Origin of the sequence: Methanococcus maripaludis (assembly GCF_013760955.1) — an archaeon.
Classification (GTDB): Archaea; AGJL01; Methanococci; order Methanococcales; family Methanococcaceae; genus Methanococcus; species Methanococcus maripaludis_A.
Genome location: NZ_JACDUL010000003.1, coordinates 213,221 through 229,448, shown reverse-complemented (window position 1 = coordinate 229,448; position 16,228 = coordinate 213,221). Strand labels below are relative to the sequence as shown.

Annotated in this window: 17 protein-coding genes; 10 read left to right on the top strand and 7 right to left on the bottom strand. The window is 34.3% G+C overall.

The genetic code is table 11. The annotated features are described in order from the left end of the window. Positions 1 to 133: 133 nt before the first annotated feature. From putP to hemL, 4 genes are all read left to right on the top strand, one after another. A complete protein-coding gene (gene putP, locus HNP90_RS06535; RefSeq protein WP_011977594.1) occupies positions 134 to 1,612 on the top strand; it encodes a sodium/proline symporter PutP in 1,479 nt (492 codons plus the stop codon). A 67-nt stretch (positions 1,613 to 1,679) separates the two neighbouring features. Further along, positions 1,680 to 1,919 (top strand): hypothetical protein, encoded by a 240-nt coding sequence (locus HNP90_RS06530; RefSeq protein ID WP_011977595.1) that lies wholly within the window; start codon positions 1,680 to 1,682, stop codon positions 1,917 to 1,919. A 9-nt stretch (positions 1,920 to 1,928) separates the two neighbouring features. Further along, positions 1,929 to 2,204, top strand: coding sequence for an EMC6-like membrane protein (locus tag HNP90_RS06525; protein ID WP_011977596.1), 276 nt, complete (start codon positions 1,929 to 1,931; stop codon positions 2,202 to 2,204). A 9-nt stretch (positions 2,205 to 2,213) separates the two neighbouring features. Then, positions 2,214 to 3,497 (top strand): glutamate-1-semialdehyde 2,1-aminomutase, encoded by a 1,284-nt coding sequence (hemL, locus tag HNP90_RS06520; protein ID WP_011977597.1) that lies wholly within the window; start codon positions 2,214 to 2,216, stop codon positions 3,495 to 3,497. A 47-nt stretch (positions 3,498 to 3,544) separates the two neighbouring features. On the opposite strand, the gene HNP90_RS06515 is transcribed toward hemL, so the two are convergent. From HNP90_RS06515 to nrdD, 3 genes are all read right to left on the bottom strand, one after another. Then, positions 3,545 to 4,549, bottom strand: coding sequence for an iron-containing alcohol dehydrogenase (locus tag HNP90_RS06515; RefSeq protein ID WP_011977598.1), 1,005 nt, complete (start codon positions 4,547 to 4,549; stop codon positions 3,545 to 3,547). Between the two features lie 7 nt (positions 4,550 to 4,556). Further along, positions 4,557 to 5,258 (bottom strand): 7-cyano-7-deazaguanine synthase QueC, encoded by a 702-nt coding sequence (gene queC / locus HNP90_RS06510; protein ID WP_011977599.1) that lies wholly within the window; start codon positions 5,256 to 5,258, stop codon positions 4,557 to 4,559. 125 nt (positions 5,259 to 5,383) lie between these two features. Continuing rightward, positions 5,384 to 7,696: an anaerobic ribonucleoside-triphosphate reductase gene (gene nrdD, locus HNP90_RS06505; protein ID WP_048060449.1), complete on the bottom strand. Its 2,313-nt coding sequence runs from the start codon at positions 7,694 to 7,696 to the stop codon at positions 5,384 to 5,386. Between the two features lie 233 nt (positions 7,697 to 7,929). Here nrdD and HNP90_RS06500 point away from each other — a divergent pair, with 233 nt between their 5' ends. Next, positions 7,930 to 9,051: a tRNA (guanine(10)-N(2))-dimethyltransferase gene (locus HNP90_RS06500; RefSeq protein WP_011977601.1), complete on the top strand. Its 1,122-nt coding sequence runs from the start codon at positions 7,930 to 7,932 to the stop codon at positions 9,049 to 9,051. 16 nt (positions 9,052 to 9,067) lie between these two features. Here HNP90_RS06500 and HNP90_RS06495 read toward each other — a convergent pair whose 3' ends face one another. From HNP90_RS06495 to HNP90_RS06480, 4 genes are all read right to left on the bottom strand, one after another. Then, positions 9,068 to 9,799 carry an amino acid ABC transporter ATP-binding protein gene (locus tag HNP90_RS06495; protein WP_011977602.1) on the bottom strand — a complete coding sequence of 244 codons (732 nt, stop codon included), beginning with the start codon at positions 9,797 to 9,799 and terminating at the stop codon, positions 9,068 to 9,070. Beyond that, complete coding sequence (locus tag HNP90_RS06490; protein ID WP_011977603.1) at positions 9,783 to 10,463, bottom strand: amino acid ABC transporter permease; 681 nt, start codon at positions 10,461 to 10,463, stop codon at positions 9,783 to 9,785. The genes HNP90_RS06495 and HNP90_RS06490 overlap by 17 nt, the downstream gene beginning before the upstream one ends. An 86-nt stretch (positions 10,464 to 10,549) precedes the next feature. Next, positions 10,550 to 11,332 carry a basic amino acid ABC transporter substrate-binding protein gene (locus HNP90_RS06485; RefSeq protein WP_011977604.1) on the bottom strand — a complete coding sequence of 261 codons (783 nt, stop codon included), beginning with the start codon at positions 11,330 to 11,332 and terminating at the stop codon, positions 10,550 to 10,552. A gap of 115 nt (positions 11,333 to 11,447) precedes the next feature. After that, the gene (locus HNP90_RS06480; protein WP_011977605.1) at positions 11,448 to 12,134 is read right to left on the bottom strand and encodes an HDIG domain-containing metalloprotein; all 687 of its coding nucleotides are present in this window, start codon (positions 12,132 to 12,134) and stop codon (positions 11,448 to 11,450) included. 81 nt (positions 12,135 to 12,215) lie between these two features. Between HNP90_RS06480 and HNP90_RS06475 the strand changes: the two genes are divergently transcribed. The 5 genes from HNP90_RS06475 to HNP90_RS06455 all read left to right on the top strand — a co-directional run bounded on the left by HNP90_RS06475 (position 12,216) and on the right by HNP90_RS06455 (position 16,197). After that, the gene (locus tag HNP90_RS06475; protein ID WP_011977606.1) at positions 12,216 to 12,584 is read left to right on the top strand and encodes a cysteine-rich small domain-containing protein; all 369 of its coding nucleotides are present in this window, start codon (positions 12,216 to 12,218) and stop codon (positions 12,582 to 12,584) included. A 14-nt stretch (positions 12,585 to 12,598) separates the two neighbouring features. Further along, positions 12,599 to 13,639: an A24 family peptidase C-terminal domain-containing protein gene (locus tag HNP90_RS06470; protein ID WP_011977607.1), complete on the top strand. Its 1,041-nt coding sequence runs from the start codon at positions 12,599 to 12,601 to the stop codon at positions 13,637 to 13,639. Between the two features lies 1 nt (position 13,640). Next, positions 13,641 to 14,036 (top strand): class III signal peptide-containing protein, encoded by a 396-nt coding sequence (locus tag HNP90_RS06465; RefSeq protein WP_011977608.1) that lies wholly within the window; start codon positions 13,641 to 13,643, stop codon positions 14,034 to 14,036. Between the two features lie 131 nt (positions 14,037 to 14,167). Beyond that, positions 14,168 to 15,316, top strand: coding sequence for a DUF515 domain-containing protein (locus HNP90_RS06460; RefSeq protein ID WP_011977609.1), 1,149 nt, complete (start codon positions 14,168 to 14,170; stop codon positions 15,314 to 15,316). Further along, complete coding sequence (locus tag HNP90_RS06455; RefSeq protein ID WP_012067769.1) at positions 15,316 to 16,197, top strand: hypothetical protein; 882 nt, start codon at positions 15,316 to 15,318, stop codon at positions 16,195 to 16,197. Before HNP90_RS06460 ends, HNP90_RS06455 begins: the two co-directional genes overlap by 1 nt. Positions 16,198 to 16,228 lie beyond the last annotated feature (31 nt).

The window sequence follows — 16,228 nt, the reverse complement described above, 5'->3', positions numbered from 1 at the left end:
GTTTTTAATCAGTTTTAGTCGCCAACTAAAAAAACGTTTCAAAATTTGTATATATCATAATCGAGATATTTGGGTAAGTATTACCAAATAGGATTTTCACATTGCGGTGTGTTTTTCCAATGGAGTTGAGGTTATGATATCAGATAATTTGAGTATCGTTTTGATATTCATGCTCTATTTGCTCGTGGTAATGGGCGTAGGTATGTATTTCTACAGGCGAAACGAAACGATAAGCGATTATGTGCTTGGTGGCAGAAAATTAAATAGCTGGGTTGCAGCGTTAAGTGCACAAGCCTCAGACATGAGCGGTTGGCTTTTAATGGGTCTTCCAGGAGTTGCATATCTTTCTGGAATGAGTGAAATATGGATTGGCGTAGGTCTTGCAATAGGAACTTACCTAAACTGGAAGTTCGTTGCAGAACGGCTTAGAAGATACACAGAAATTGCAAAAGATTCTATTACAATACCTGTTTACTTGGAAAACAGATTTAGAGATCAGTCTAAATTATTAAGAATTGTTTCAGCGTTTTTTATTATGCTATTTTTCTTACTGTACACGTCTTCAGGATTAGTCGCAGGCGGAAAGTTGTTCAACTTAGTTTTTGGAGTAGATTATACTCTTGCAGTTACTATCGGGGCGTTAGTAATTATTGGTTATACATTCCTTGGTGGTTTCCTTGCAGTTAGCTGGACAGACTTTATACAAGGCTCTCTTATGTTTATTGCAATATTCTTAATTCCTATCATGGGAATTGTTCACATGGGCGGAATTGATGCTACAATGAATGCATGGAATGTAATAAGTCCAGATTACATAAATCCATTTACCGACCTTGATGGAGAAGCTCTCGGTGTAATGGGGCTTGCATCAGCTCTTGCATGGGGTTTAGGGTACTTTGGAATGCCTCACATCCTTGTAAGATTCATGGCAATTAAATCAGCTGATAAAATTCCAAAAGCAAGAAAAATTGCAACTACTTGGGTTGTAATCAGCCTTTTCATGGCAGTTCTTGTTGGAATGGTTGGTGCAGTGGCTCTTGGAGCTCCACTGGACGATCCAGAGCACGTATTCATGGCAATGGCAAAAGGATTATTCCCAAGTCTTATTGCAGGTGTATTTTTAGCTGGGGTTCTAGCAGCTATCATGAGTACTGCAGATTCACAGCTTTTAGTTACTGCTTCAGCAATTACTGAAGATATTTATGCATTATTAAACAAAAATGCAAGTCAAAAAGAGCTTTTATGGATAAGCAGGTTTGCAGTAATTGCTGTGGCGGCAATAGCGTACTACTTTGCAATAGTTCCTGGAAGTAGCGTTATGGGACTTGTTTCATATGCGTGGGCAGGATTTGGTGGTGCATTTGGGCCTGTAATCTTACTTTCATTATACTGGAAGAGAATGACAAGAAATGGTGCTCTTGCAGGTCTGCTTTCTGGTGGATTCATGGTAATTCTCTGGAAAAACTTGAGCGGTGGAATATTTGATTTATACGAAATCGTTCCAGCATTTTTGCTCGCATCAATAATGATTACAGTTGTAAGTTTACTTGACAAAGAACCTTCATTAGAAATTCAGGAAGAGTTCGACAGAGCAATCTCTGAAATGAAGTAGAAAAACTAAGAAATAAATATGATAAGTACCAATCATATTTAAAATAATTTTTTATTTTTGGGGTACTATGCATTATTCGAAGATTAAACCTGTTTTCAAAGAAGAAGAGTTGTTAATTGACAAAGGATCGCTAAAAACAAAGCGAAAATTTGCGTTTTTACTTGAGATTAATGACCGAGTACTTACTAACCGCAATTTTTATGTAAATGATGAAGTAGATGTAATTTTAGACTATACATATACAGATAGTAAAAGACCAAAAGAAACGATTAAATCTTACGTTTTACTCGATATATCAAAAGAATAGGTGTAATTTATGCAATTAGACGCAAAAGTTTCAATTTTTCACGCAATATTTGGTGCAGCATTCGGATACCTTACAAACTACGTATACACATATGGTTTAGGGGCATTTAGTGGCATTGCGTCATTTGGATTCATGTTACTAACATTAATCATTACTGGAAATTTAGCTTCAATGATATTTGGAAGAGAAAGTATGAACCAGAAAGAATGGATGGGAAGTGGAGTAGTTCCATTTTTCTTTATATGGTTAGTATTTTGGGTAATGACTTATAATGGAGTATTTTAAGGTGGTTTTGTGGAATTGAACATCAAAATGGATAGATCAAGAGAACTATTTGAAGAATCAAGAAAATACCTTGTTGGGGGAGTAAATAGCCCGGTAAGGTCATTTAAGCCATTTCCATTTTTTGTAAAATCTGCAAAAGACTGTTTCTTGTACGACGAAGACGGAAACGAATTTATTGACTACTGTTTAGCATACGGGCCAATGGTTTTGGGCCATGCAAACGAAAACATATTAAATGCCGTAAAATCTCAAATGGATTTAGGAACTGCTTATGGAGTTCCAAGTGAAAAGGAAATTATTCTCGCAAAAGAAGTAATAAACAGGATCCCTTGTGCAGAGATGGTTAGATTTGTAAATTCCGGAACAGAAGCTACCATGGGCGCAATAAGGCTTGCAAGAGGCGTTACTAAAAGAAACAAAATTATCAAATTTGAAGGTGCATTTCACGGCGCTCACGATTATGTGCTCGTAAAAACAGGTAGTGGTGCTTTAACACACGGAGCTCCAAATTCCCCCGGAATTCCCGAAGACACTACGAAAAACACACTTTTAATTCCATTTAACGATGAAGATGCAGTAAAAAAAGTAATTTCTGAGAATAAAGACGAAATTGCATGTATCATTCTCGAACCTGTAATGGGAAATGTTGGATGTATATTGCCAAAAGACGGATACTTACAATTCTTAAGGGAAATTACCGAAGAAAACGGAATAATCTTAATATTTGATGAAGTTATTACGGGTTTCAGGCTTTCAAAAGGTGGAGCTCAAGAATACTACGGAATAAAATCAGATCTTGCAACAGTGGGTAAAATTCTCGGTGGGGGATTTCCAATTGGTGCAATAACTGGTAAAAAAGAATATATGGAACAGTTTTCACCAAACGGCCAGATTTATCAGGCAGGTACATTTAACGGAAACCCAGTTTCAGTTACTGCAGGAATTGAAACGCTTAAAAATCTTGATGATAAATTTTACAAGGAAACAACTAAAAAGGCAGACATTTTGTCCAGTTTTTTGAGAGAAACTGCTGAAAAATACAATGTTCCTGCAAAAGTTTACAATGTAGCTTCAATATTCCAGATATACTTTAACGATAAAGAAATCGTAACGTATGAAGATGCAAAATCAAGTGATACAGAAAAATTCATGAGATATTTCTACACACTTCTCGAAAATGGTGTATTTATAGCTCCATCTCAATTTGAATGCTGTTTTACATCTATAAAACACAACGATGAAGTTTTAGAAAAAACAATGAATGCAATAGATATTGCAATGAAAAAATTGTAAAATTTTATTCTTTTTTAATTTTAAAAATATCAAATAATTAAAATAAATTAAATGATTTCAGATTTTTCAAGAATTTCTCTTGCTTTTTCTTTTGAAAGTCCATTTCTTAAAATTGTATGCCTGTTTCTAAGGGAATGAGCTGAAGAAAGCGCTTCACTTAAAATTTCTTCATCAAAACCAAGCTGTTTTGCAGTAACTGGTGCATCAACTGCTTTCAATGAATTTTTAATCATTTCAACCGTTTCAACTTCGATTTTTCCTTCTTCAAGGTAGATTTGGGCAATTGCAAGAGTTCCAACTCCGCACTGTTCCCCATGTAGTGAATTCGTATCTATGCCATATTTTTCTTTCATATTGTCAAGAGCATGCGAAAACAGATGTTCGCTTCCTGATGCAGGTCTTGATGAGTGGGCAATTGCAATAGAAATTCCACTTCCAATAAGTGCCTTTACAAGTTTTTTTGGATATTCTTCCAGATCTGAATTTAAAACATAATCCATAAGTTCAATAGCAATTGTTTTGGAAAAAATTCCTGAACTATCGCTGTATTTTTCCAATTTTTCAATTTTTCCAAGTTCCCAATCTAAAACTGCGGTAATATTTGATACAATGTCACCCATACCTGCGGAAAGGAGTTTTTTTGGAGATTTTTTAATTATTTCCGTATCCGCAATTATTGCAATTGGTGCTTCCGTCATGTAAGAAGGTTGGGTTAATGAAACGATAGGGGATGCAATCCCGTCATTTGATGCAGTTGTTGGAACGCTCAAGAAAGGTTTTTTTGATTTGTGTGCAATCAATTTTCCAATATCTATTGGCCGTCCACCACCAATTCCTATGACGGAATCATAATCTTTCGTATAATTTTTTAGATTTTCCAAATCTGAAGTTTCAATCTCGTCGTAGTAAATAAAATCGAAATCTTTATTGTATTTTTGAGTATTTTTACCCGTAATTACGAGGGGATTTTTTAAATTAAGGTTATCAAGGATTTCAGGTATTCTAATCGAAGCTTTTTCTTTAATTATTGTGTATCTTGGAATTACGATCATTTTTTCACTATTCAACGAGATATTTTGTTGGATCAACTATTCCTGCTTCTTTAAATGCTCTTTTTCTTCTCATACAGCTTTCACAAGTTCCACAGTGTAAATAATCTTCCCCATTATCCCTGTAACATGAATAACTGTACTTTAAAACTTCTAAATCAAGTTTTACTTCAAGTTCTTTTCCTAATTTTGCAATTTCGGGTTTATTTAATTCATATAATGGTGCAACCATCTTAACTTTATTTAATGTACCATATTCAAGGCTTTTATTAAATCTTTCAATGAATTCCGGGGTGTTGTCTGGAAAAGTTACTCCTTCTTCTTTATTTAACCCTGAAAATATCTTTTCTGCACCAATTCCTTCTGCAAATCCCGATGCAATGGAAAACATGATCATGTTTCTTGCAGGAACCCAGACAGCTTTCATGGTTTTTTCAGATTTTTCAAAATCGTCAAGGTCTTCTTTTTCAGGTTCAGGGATCTCTCCAGTATTTAATCCACTTTTACTGAACTCTTTTACAAAATTAATATCTATTACATGATGATCAGCGTTTAAAATCTCAGATATTTTTTTAGCAGATTTTATTTCCTGATTTAATGCCATCTGCCCGTAATTAAATGTAACGGTAGTAATATCGTAGTTTTCGAATTTTGCAGCTAGTGAAGTTACCGCAGAATCAAGTCCTCCACTGAGTACACAGATAGCTCTCATTAAAACACCTTTATTATCTTAAATTAGTCTGGAATATATCTTCAAAAGTATTTAAAATTTTATAAAAACCACAAACGAAATCTAAAAAATAGAAAATTTGAAAAATAAAAATATTTAAAAAAAAGTTAAACTCTTCTTCCAGGAAGTGTGCTTTTTCTATCGATTAATTCTCTTTGTTTTGATTTGTTCCAGTTTGAAACGTTTTGCAGGTATCCAGTAATTCTTGAGAATTTTTCTACGTTTTCACTTCCGCAGTTAGTACAGTTGTCTTTTAAACCACTCATTGCAAGGCTACATTTTTCACAGATACTTAAATTTTTCGTGTATGTCCAGAATCCGATATCTGTTTTTGTCATTTTTCTGGTTATATCCATTAAAACTTCAGGGTTTGCGTAAGCTTCAGCATTCCAGAAGTGTCCGATGTGTCCACCGTTACAGAGTTCGTGGAATTTTTCTTCAATGCTTACTTTTTCACCCAAAGTGACTTCCGCATTTACCCTTACGTGTGAAGAATTGGTGTAGTAGATACTGTTTACATCGCTTAAATCGCCATTTACTACGGATTTTGTTTCTTCAGGGTAGTATCTGTGGTCGAATTTTGCAAATCTTCCAGCAGTACTTTCAGCAGGAGTTTGGGTTACGGTCCATCTAAGTCCTGTTTCTTTTTTCAGGTCATCTGCATATTTCCTGATATGTGAAATTACTTTTATACCAAAGGCGAGTGCTTCTGGTGACTCGTGAAGTTCACTTCCAACATGGTACTTTAACAGTTCGTTTAAACCAACGAATCCAAAAGTTTTCGTTGTGCTATCGTATCGGTAATACTGTTCTCCATCGAACTTCTGTGTTAAGAATGGTAAAACGTTATCGTGGTAGAGTCTTCTTTTTGAAATATCATGTTTTATCTCTAAAGCATGTTTTGCGAGACTTAATTTTTCGTCAAGTATCTCAAATAATCTTCCGTCATCACCATCAGCTTCATAAGCAATTCTTGGGAGGTTTAATGTATACCACTGCATATTTCCAGTTCTAAGTGAACTTTCTTCAATCGAATTGCCCCATTCACCGCTCAATCTAGTTCTGCATCCCATTGCATTGGTATTTCCATATTGATAGTCTGCAAGCATGTTTATAAAGTAGGGTAATCCCCATTTAGCACTTAATTCATGTATTTTCACGAGTAAATCTTTATTTTCATCTTTAAATGCATTTTCTCTTAATTTAAAAATGACGTTAGGAAATAAAAATGGTTTTCCGTATGCATCACCATCCATTAAAACATCTACAAGTGCCTCTGCAATCAATTTAACTTCGTAATCGTATTCTTCGTAAGCTCCAACAACAGCGCCTGCTTTTATTGCATCTTCGCCTTTTAAAAATTCCGGAACTTCTAATTCGAGGTTAATTGAACTGAATACGACCTGACCACCTCTTGCAGCATATATCTGGTTCATTTCGTAAATGAATAACTGCATGAGTTGCCTTACTTCTTCATAGTCGAGTCCTCTCATGTATGGTGCAAGCCAGATGTTAAATTCATCTATAGACTGTCCCCCAGACATTTCACATTGAGCAGCACTCAAAACCTTTGCAGCATGTTGTAATGCAACGTCAGGGTGTTTTGCAGGTTTTGAAACACTTGTATGTCTTCCAGTACCATCTACTTTTAATCCGTGTTTGAAGAAGTTTCTAAGGTCGTGCTGGCAGCAAACAGTTCTAACTGCAGCATATTCTAAATCGTGGAGGTGGATATCTCCTTTCATGTGAGAATCTGCAATATATTTTGGAAATACGTTCAAAAGTGCAAACTGCTTCATCGTTTCGTCAGCAACCCATTTGTGAATACTTTCCGGGTTGTGCATGAGGTTTGCGTTGTCTTTAGATCCTCTTTCGATTAATTTAACGATATCGTAAACCGGAATACCAAGTCTCGTGTGTTTGTGTCTGAATTCTTCCAGGCCATGTTCAATAAGCTTCGTATTTACAATTTCACGAATCATTGGAGCAGTTAAATAATTTACAGTTAAATTTTTAACTTCTGCTTCTACTTCTACCGCTATTCTTTCAGCAGTTTTTAAATCAGCGCCAGCTTCTTGAATCAGCGCTTTTACAATCTTTTCTTTATTAAATGGTTCAAATTCTTTTTCTGAAGTTCTGATTTTTAAACAGTTTTCAGACATGTATTTTTTAGAGTAACTTTTACCCGTTTTTTTGTCATATTCCTTCAAAGTTTTGTAAAGAATTGATTTTAAGTCGTCTGTAGACATTCCATTGTAAACTTTACCGTAGATTTCTGATAATATCGCATCTATATTTTCATAATCTACTCCTGAATTTAAAAGGGATTTTACAAGTTTGTTGACGTTGAATGTTTCTTCGTTGCCACTCCTTTTGACAACATTTATTTTGAAATCAGCATATTTCGAATTAGCTATCATTGAACCACCTAAAAAGAGAGTAAGCCAAATAATTAATAAAATGGTTAATATTGCGATACCCAAATACCGCCCAAATCACAATATTAACAGGGTATTTATAACTAGAATTTATATTATGTCTTTATCATAGGATTAGTACGATTAGTATATATCATTATCGATACGAATTTCGAGCTTTAATTATATAAATAAGCTTAAAAACGGATATTTATTGAGATTTACTGGTGACGTGAATGAAAATAATTAGTGAAGGCGAGACAAAATTAATGGTTCCAGAGGAATCAACTTTATCAAAAAAAGATACTGTATTTTACAATCCGGTGATGGAAACCAACCGTGATATTTCTGTTTCGGTTGTACAATCATTTTTGGATAATTTTAAAAGAGACGAATTTCTAATGTGCGATCCTCTTGGCGGTAGTGGTGCAAGGGGAATTAGATACGCAAATGAATTGAAATTTAACGGAGAATTAAAGGTTTCAATTGGAGATATCAATCCAAGTGCCGTAAAAATGATAAAAGAAAATTTAAAATTAAATGAACTCGAAAATGTTGAAGTATTTCACGAAGATGCAAATGTACTCCTTTCAAAAAACTTTAAGATATTTAATGTAGTTGATCTTGATCCCTTTGGTTCTCCAGTTCCCTATTTGGACAGTGGAATCAGGGCAAGCCTTACAAAAGGCGGGCTTTTATGTATGACTGCAACAGACACTGCTGTTTTGTGCGGGGCATACCGAAAAACGTGCATTCGAAAATATAATGCAATACCTTTAAAAGGGGATAAGGAACTTGCAGTACGTTTAATGATTGGATATGCCGTAAAGATGGCTTCAAAATATGATATCGGGCTAAAACCGATATTTTCACACGTTACGGACCACTATGCAAGAACTTTCATGGTTACAGAACGCGGAGCTGGAAAAGCAGATTCTGCAATTGAAAATTTAGGATACATCAGACAGGATAGTGAGCAGAAATCTTTTAAAACGTTTGAAGAAGGGTATGAAAAAGGATATGCTGGCCCATTCTATTTGGGTGAAATTTCAGATAAAAATATAGTTCAAAATTCGCTTGAAACTGCAAAAAACAGAAATTATTCAAAACGAGCAATAGATATTTTAGAACTGATTTCAAAAGAATCAAAAATTGAACAGGTAGGATGTTTCGACATACACGAACTATGTAGTTTTATAAAAAAACTGGTTCCTCCAGTAAATGATATAATGGAAAACTTAAAAGAAAATGGATTTAAAGTTTCAAGAGTTCACTATAATCCTTATGGTTTGAAAACAGATGCAGAACTTTCAGATCTGGTCGTTTTAATATCAGAATACCATTCAAAAAAATATTAATTTTATTTTTAAGTTTTTAATTATGTGAAAGGATTTTTCCAAAGAAGTTTTTTGTTCTTTCATGTTTTGGATTGCTAAATATCTCTGCAGGATCTCCATCTTCTAAAATCTGACCGTTGTCGATAAAAATAAGCCTGTCACCAACTTCTTTTGCAAAACCCATTTCGTGAGTTACAACAACCATGGTCATTCCTTCATATGCGAGCTGTTTCATCACATCAAGTACTTCTTTTACGAGTTCAGGGTCAAGTGCAGAAGTAGGTTCATCAAACAACATTGCATCAGGCTTCATTGCAAGAGCACGTGCAATTGCAACTCTTTGCTGTTGGCCTCCTGAAAGTTGTATGGGATATTGATTTTCCTTTCCTTCCAAGCCAACTTTTTTCAAGAGCTCTCTTGCAAGGGTTTCAGCTTCAGTTTTTGAAACTTTCAAAACCTTTCTTGGAGCAAATGTGATGTTGTCTAAAACTGTTAAATGTGGAAATAAATTAAATTGCTGGAATACCATTCCGATTTTTTGTCTTATCTTATTGATATTGACTTTTTTATCGGTTATATCTTCTCCTTCAAAGTACATATGGCCGTCAGTAATTTTTTCAAGCCCGTTAATGCACCTAAGTAGTGTGGATTTTCCGCTACCACTTGGACCGACAATTACTAAGACTTCTCCTTTAGCTACTTTTAAATCGACCCCTTTTAAAACATGGGCCTCTTTGAATTTTTTGTGGATATTAACCATTTCTATCAATTTTCCACCTGTTTTCGATATGTTGTACTAATTTGCTTAATGGAAGTGTCATAATTAAGTAGAATAAAGCAACTCCCAAGAGCGGAGTCCAAGCATTGTACGTACTGCTGTATATTTGCTTCCCAACTCTTGTTAATTCCACAATGGCAATTACTGATAAAAGTGACGAATCTTTTAAAAGTAAAATGAATTCGTTTCCAATTGCTGGAAGAACGTTTCTAAATGCCTGCGGTAGTATTATATATCTCATGGCTTGCGCATAATTCATTCCAAGGCTTCTTGCAGCTTCCATCTGCCCAACATGAACGGACAAGATCCCTGCTTTTATAATTTCTCCGACATAAGCGCCACTGTTTAAACCGAGGGCCAAAATACCCGCAGTATATGCGCTTAAATTTATTCCAAAGGACGGAAGCCCGAAATAAATTATCATAATCTGCACTAAAAGAGGAGTTCCCCTTACAAATTCGATATAAAACGAAGAAAAATACCTATAAAGAATATTGTATGAAATTCTACCCATTCCAAGAATCGTTCCCAAAAATAATCCGATAATTATTGAAAAAACAGTTATTTTAATGGTCAATATGGATCCATCGATTAATTGTGGAATTATTTTAATAAATAGCTCTAAATTAAACTGCGACAAAATTGACTGAACCATATATGTTCACCTTAACATTATACAAAATTAAAAACTTTATATCTTATTTAAATTTTATTAACCTGAAATAAAAGAGAAAAAATGGTTTAGTTATCAAACCATTCTGCGTAGATTTCATCGTATGTGCCATCTTCTTTTACTTCTGATAATGCAGCATTAAGTGCATCGATTAATTCTTGGTTATCCAAGTTTGCTGCAAGACCGTAGCTTTCAGCAGTCATTGGTTCTCCAACAACTTTGTAAAAGCCTGGTTTTGTATCGAGGAATCTTTGAGCAACACCATCATCTGTAACTACAGCATCAACTCTTCCATTTTCCATGTCGATAAATGCATCAGCCATTACTTCGTATGATTTTATTTCAAATCCTAATTCTTCAGCGTAGTGCTGTGCTTCATATTCTCCAGTTGTTCCAAGCTGTGCTGCAACAACTTTTCCAGCTAAATCATCTACACTTTGAACACTCTCATCATCAACTAAAACTGCGATAACTTGTGCCGCATCAAAGTATGAATTTGTAAAAGCAACTTCTTTTGCTCTATCATCAGTAATTGTAACTGCGGAGATAATACAGTCGAATTTTTCTGCTTTTAATGCAGGAATAATACCATCAAAAGGCTGTTCAACAAACTGTATTTCTAAGCCCATTTTTTCTCCAAGGGCTTTCATCAAGTCAATGTCAAAACCTACAAGTTCTCCATCAGCGTTTTTTTCTTCAAATGGAGGGAATGTTGGGTCTGTTCCAACAACCAAAATGCCTTCTTTCATAGTCATTGAACTTTCAGCAGAAGCTTGGTCTTCGGTGCAACCTGAAAATGCAACCAAACTTACTACTAATCCGAGTAAAATTAGCTTTTTAACGTCAAACATGCTGTTAACCACCATATCATTATTTTAATGACCCAAACTCATATCTAAAAAATAATATATATTTGTTTTTGTTTGAATCGGACGATCTAAAAAAGTCAGTAATAAAATAAATTAATTATTCATCCTTTATTTCCAATTTTTCCTTTAAAAATTCTTTTACTTTATCTTTTCCCAATTTTTTGCGCATTTCATATAATTTTAATGGATTAACAATTTTATAAATTTGTGAATCATCGATTCCAAACTCTCTTGCTCTTGCTTGACATATTCTAATTCCTATATCATTAATTGCAGCATCTACATTGTCAGCGTGATGAATTAACCAAGCTTCGATTGAATCTGGACTTACCGGTCCGTGATCTCCGTGATGGCTTGCTACGACCTTTATAACTTCGAGTGGAAAGTCTCTTCTGTAAAGCTCCGCAATTCCAAGTGTTAAGTGATCGAGGTGAAAATCAGAAAGGTGGTCGAATTTTCCGTCTTTTAACTGGTAATTTTGGGGTTTCATGAGGTCGTGAAGTATTCCGCCTGAAATTAGTAAATCTCTATTTAATTCAATTCCGTATGTTTCTTCCAAGGCTTCAGCCATTTTTACAGCCATCTTTGTAACTGCAACGGTATGTTCTATTAATCCTCCCGGGTATTTGTGATGTCGTTTGGCACTTGCTGGTGATTTTTCAAGGGTAATTCCCGTACTTTTAATTTCAGGATGTTTTGGGATCGGATCGTTTATAAATTCGATAACCAGTTTTTTTAATTTTTCATCCTTAATTTCCTCTGCAAGAGTGATCAGATCTTTCATTAATTCACCTCGGGCACATATAAAACAATAAATAGATTAAATTACTATATATTTCATTCGATAAGTGAAAATGGTGATTATATGATAGATTTAGCAAAAGACCACTTAAAAAAAGTTCTTTCACTTTGTGGGGCAAATCGGGATTGCGAGTACTATCCTTGTCACTATGAAAATCAGTCATGCCTATGGTGTTACTGCCCATTTTATCCTTGTGAGGATGAAGATTTGGGAGAATTTATAAAAAGAAAAGACGGATCTTTAATCTGGAGTTGTATGAATTGCAAATGGATTCATAAACCAGAAATCGCAGCAGAAGTCTTAAGGGAGATTACAGAAATTACTAAAGACAAAGAAATAAATGATTCAATCGAATTTATCGACAAACAGGACATTTTAATGGGGATTAAAAAAAGAGTCGAAGAAAAACTTGGAAAGGATAATTCAGTTTAAAGGCGGAAAAAATCATGTTTGGGTTTGATAATTTAATTTTAGGAGTTTATTTACTCAATTTTTTACTCATACTAACTGCAACATTTACAGATATTAAAGAGCGAATCATTCCTCATTTTGTAATTATTTTGATGTTAATTGTTAATCTGCCAATCGGGTATTATTTTTTCGGGTTTGATGCGATAATTTCGTTTTTTGCAACATTAATTTTATGTTTAATTCTTGGAGTCGGCATGGGTGGTGGAGACGTTAAAATGTTTACGGCAATATCCCCAATTTTCGCAGCAGAAACTATATATTTCGTTCCGAAAGATATTTTAATATTAATTGGTTTAAGCGCATTATTTGCAGCAATTTTTCCAATGACTAAAATATTAAAAAATTACTGGAAGGATATTATCCCTTCGTCTGCATACCTTGCAATGGTTATTGGAATAATAGTTTCAATTACCGAAATATATTCTATTGGGAATACAAAGATAATACTCTGGATTTATGTGATTTTATCGATAATTATCTCAAGAAAAATCCCAAAATATCGGGTTATATCCAATAAACTCGGATATTTCACGCCAATTTATTTAATTGGATTTTATTTAATTAATCCTTCGTATTTTGTATCTGAGAATGTATTTGTTTTATTTTTCGTATACATTGGACAGCTTTCATTAATTTCGCTGGTAATATATGCCTTAACGGGTGCTGAAATCTCTTCAAAAAAGCAAATCGATGAATTAAAAGAAGGAGATATAATTCGAGATATTGTAACTATAAAAGACAACGGCGAAGTAACTGTTGAGAATGCAAATATTTTGAAACGATTTAAACACATGGTTTATGGCGAAATGGGAAAAACCGAAGGAAAATCGTTAATGACTGATGGGGAAGGTCTTTCAGATGAAAATTTGGAACTATTACATAAATTACAAAGTGAAGGGAAAATTATTGGAGAATTAAATGTTTTAACAACGTACCCGTTTGTTCCATTTGTTCTTGTAGCCTACTGTGTAATTATTGCACTAAACTTGGGATTTATAACTTATTTGGTGGGATAAAATGTTGAAAAGTTCTAAAAGGGGCCAGATATCTTTTGAATTTTCAATAATCGTTCTTTCGATACTTTTGATATCTACAATAACAATTACCTATTTTTTAACGTCCTCATTTGACGAAGGAACAAGAACTCTCGATAAAATAGATCTGGGTGCAAAAACTGCGGTTTCTCTTGTAAATTCAGGATATAATGGAACAGAACTTGATGGAACAATTATATATGCAGGAATGACTTGGGACAAGGCCGGTAATACCTATGCAAATATAACGGTTTACATTACAAATACAACGCCTGTTCCAAGTAGTACTGGGGCGTTTATAAAAAATTATGTTGTGGATTCCCAAAATATCGATACAACAAAGTATGATTTTAATATATCTTGGGCAGGTTTAAATTAGAAACTATTTTTAAATTTTTAACAATAAATCATCTTAGAAACAATAGAAAATATATTTAAAACATCTCGACAATATATTCAATATCCACATTTATTAATTTCATTGTTATGATTTCTGGAAGGAGGGAGTTTATGCCTGCTGAAGAGTATAGTGGTAAATTGAAGAGTTTGAAAAGCAAATCAAAAAAATCTTCTAGGATACCTCCGAAACAACTTAGGATGGCACTTGTTATTGTGGTTTCGGTTATTGTGATTTTTGAGGTTTATAATATTTATTTCACTGCAAAAAACAGGGAAGTCGAGGAATTAGAAAATAATAGGGCGGTTGCAATTGATACAATCGATAAATTATTTTTTGAATATCCAAGCGACCCTCAAAAGATAGCATACGTTATAAAAATACAGCAAAGTCAGGACGAAAAGGATATAGAGCGTATTTTGGATGATGCACAATCTTATCTGGAAATAAAGCAGTATAAGACGTTGGCCATAAGTCAGATTAAGGACATGTATGGGGAATATTACGAAAGTAGCGTAAATGCAAATGAGCTCGAGAGGAAAATAAACAGCGCAAATTCAACTGCTGAAGTCGATGGATTATTTAAGCAAGCAAATGTAGAGGATGAAGTAAAAGCCATTCTCGAAAAGTCACTCGAAAAAACGATAACTTCAGGAGATGCTTATTTCTATGTTGAGATGTCCGGTCAAGAATACTTCATGACCAAAGAGGATGTTTTGGACATCACTGAGTCGATGGGAATAATGCAACTCAAAGAATTTAGTGTAACTCCGATATCAAACCTAAATAAACTTACAGTTGTTGTATCTTCAAGACAGTGTGGTAAAATACCCCTTTCTGGAGATTCAATATTGGTATACGACAAAAACACGCCTGAAGCACCAATTGCTTATGCAGTAATTGATTCTTCTTATGTGGTTCTTCCAGACATAGGATACAGTGAAGAAAGATCAGTATCAAACGTTGTAAATGATGAAGGAAGTGAATCGACAGTTGAAAGTACTTCATCAATATCATACAGTCTTAACAATTTGCCAGGAGTTCTTCACGCAACTGCTGCTGATAAATTAGATATGGCAACAGTTATTGAGAAATTTGGGAGCTATGGTGAAAGACTTAATAAAATTGAAGATAATACTCAAATATTTGATGAAAATGTAAACTACCTTTTAATAGTTGCAGTTCCATCCGAAAAAGTTTCAAACTTGGTTGCAGTAAACAGTGAGAACTTATTCATTGTAAAAGCAGCAGGTGGTAACTGATGAAAATAATCAATATAAAATATCTAACTATTTTTTTACTTTTAATATCAATAATTCCAAATGTCCATTCTGAAACCAATGTTGCTAACATGGACATATATTGGAGTTTAACTGGGGAAATTACAAACATGCGTCCTTATTCTATATTTATAACGATCCCTGAAGAAATTGAGTATATCGATAAAGATTTAAAAACATCAAAAAACTTCATGACTTTAACAAATGGGGAAGACGATGAAGAATCATCTACGGACGAAGTTACTGTGGTGATTACCCCACGGTCTAACTTAAATGGCCAGGAAGGTTTTTGGCTACCGCCCTATACAACTGCAAAAATAAAGATGTATTCTACAAGTACTGATATATTAACGACAACAGAGGATGATGATGAGGACGATGATGGGGTAGTTCGAACAATGGAAATAGTAGGTCCTGCAGCATATCCGAAGACAAAACTTATCGACTTAAGCGAAATAATTCCTGCATCCAAACAACAGGGAATAGAACTCGATAATTTCAAGCTTTATGTAAGGGGTTCTGTAGAAAAAAAAGATATTGGTGTAATGAGTATATTGGTACCTGCACCAATAGTTTTAAAAGATTACAGCAAATGTGATAAAGTTATCAGCAAATATTCCGTAAATACCTGGGTAGATTCATACTCTGAGTGGGTAAATGACCACAACGAATTAAGCAGTTATGGATCGACGTTACTTGATAGTACACTCGTTCCAGCATTTGATTTAAGTCCAGGATTTTACAAAACATTTGATGTTCCCGCTCTCGTATATACCACTTCATCAGATCAGGAGCTGAGTTTTTCTTACAGCATGTACTGGTATGCTGAAGAAGAGGACACACAAGATATCTGGATGCTTTAAATACCTATTTTTAATTTTTGAGGAATGTTAA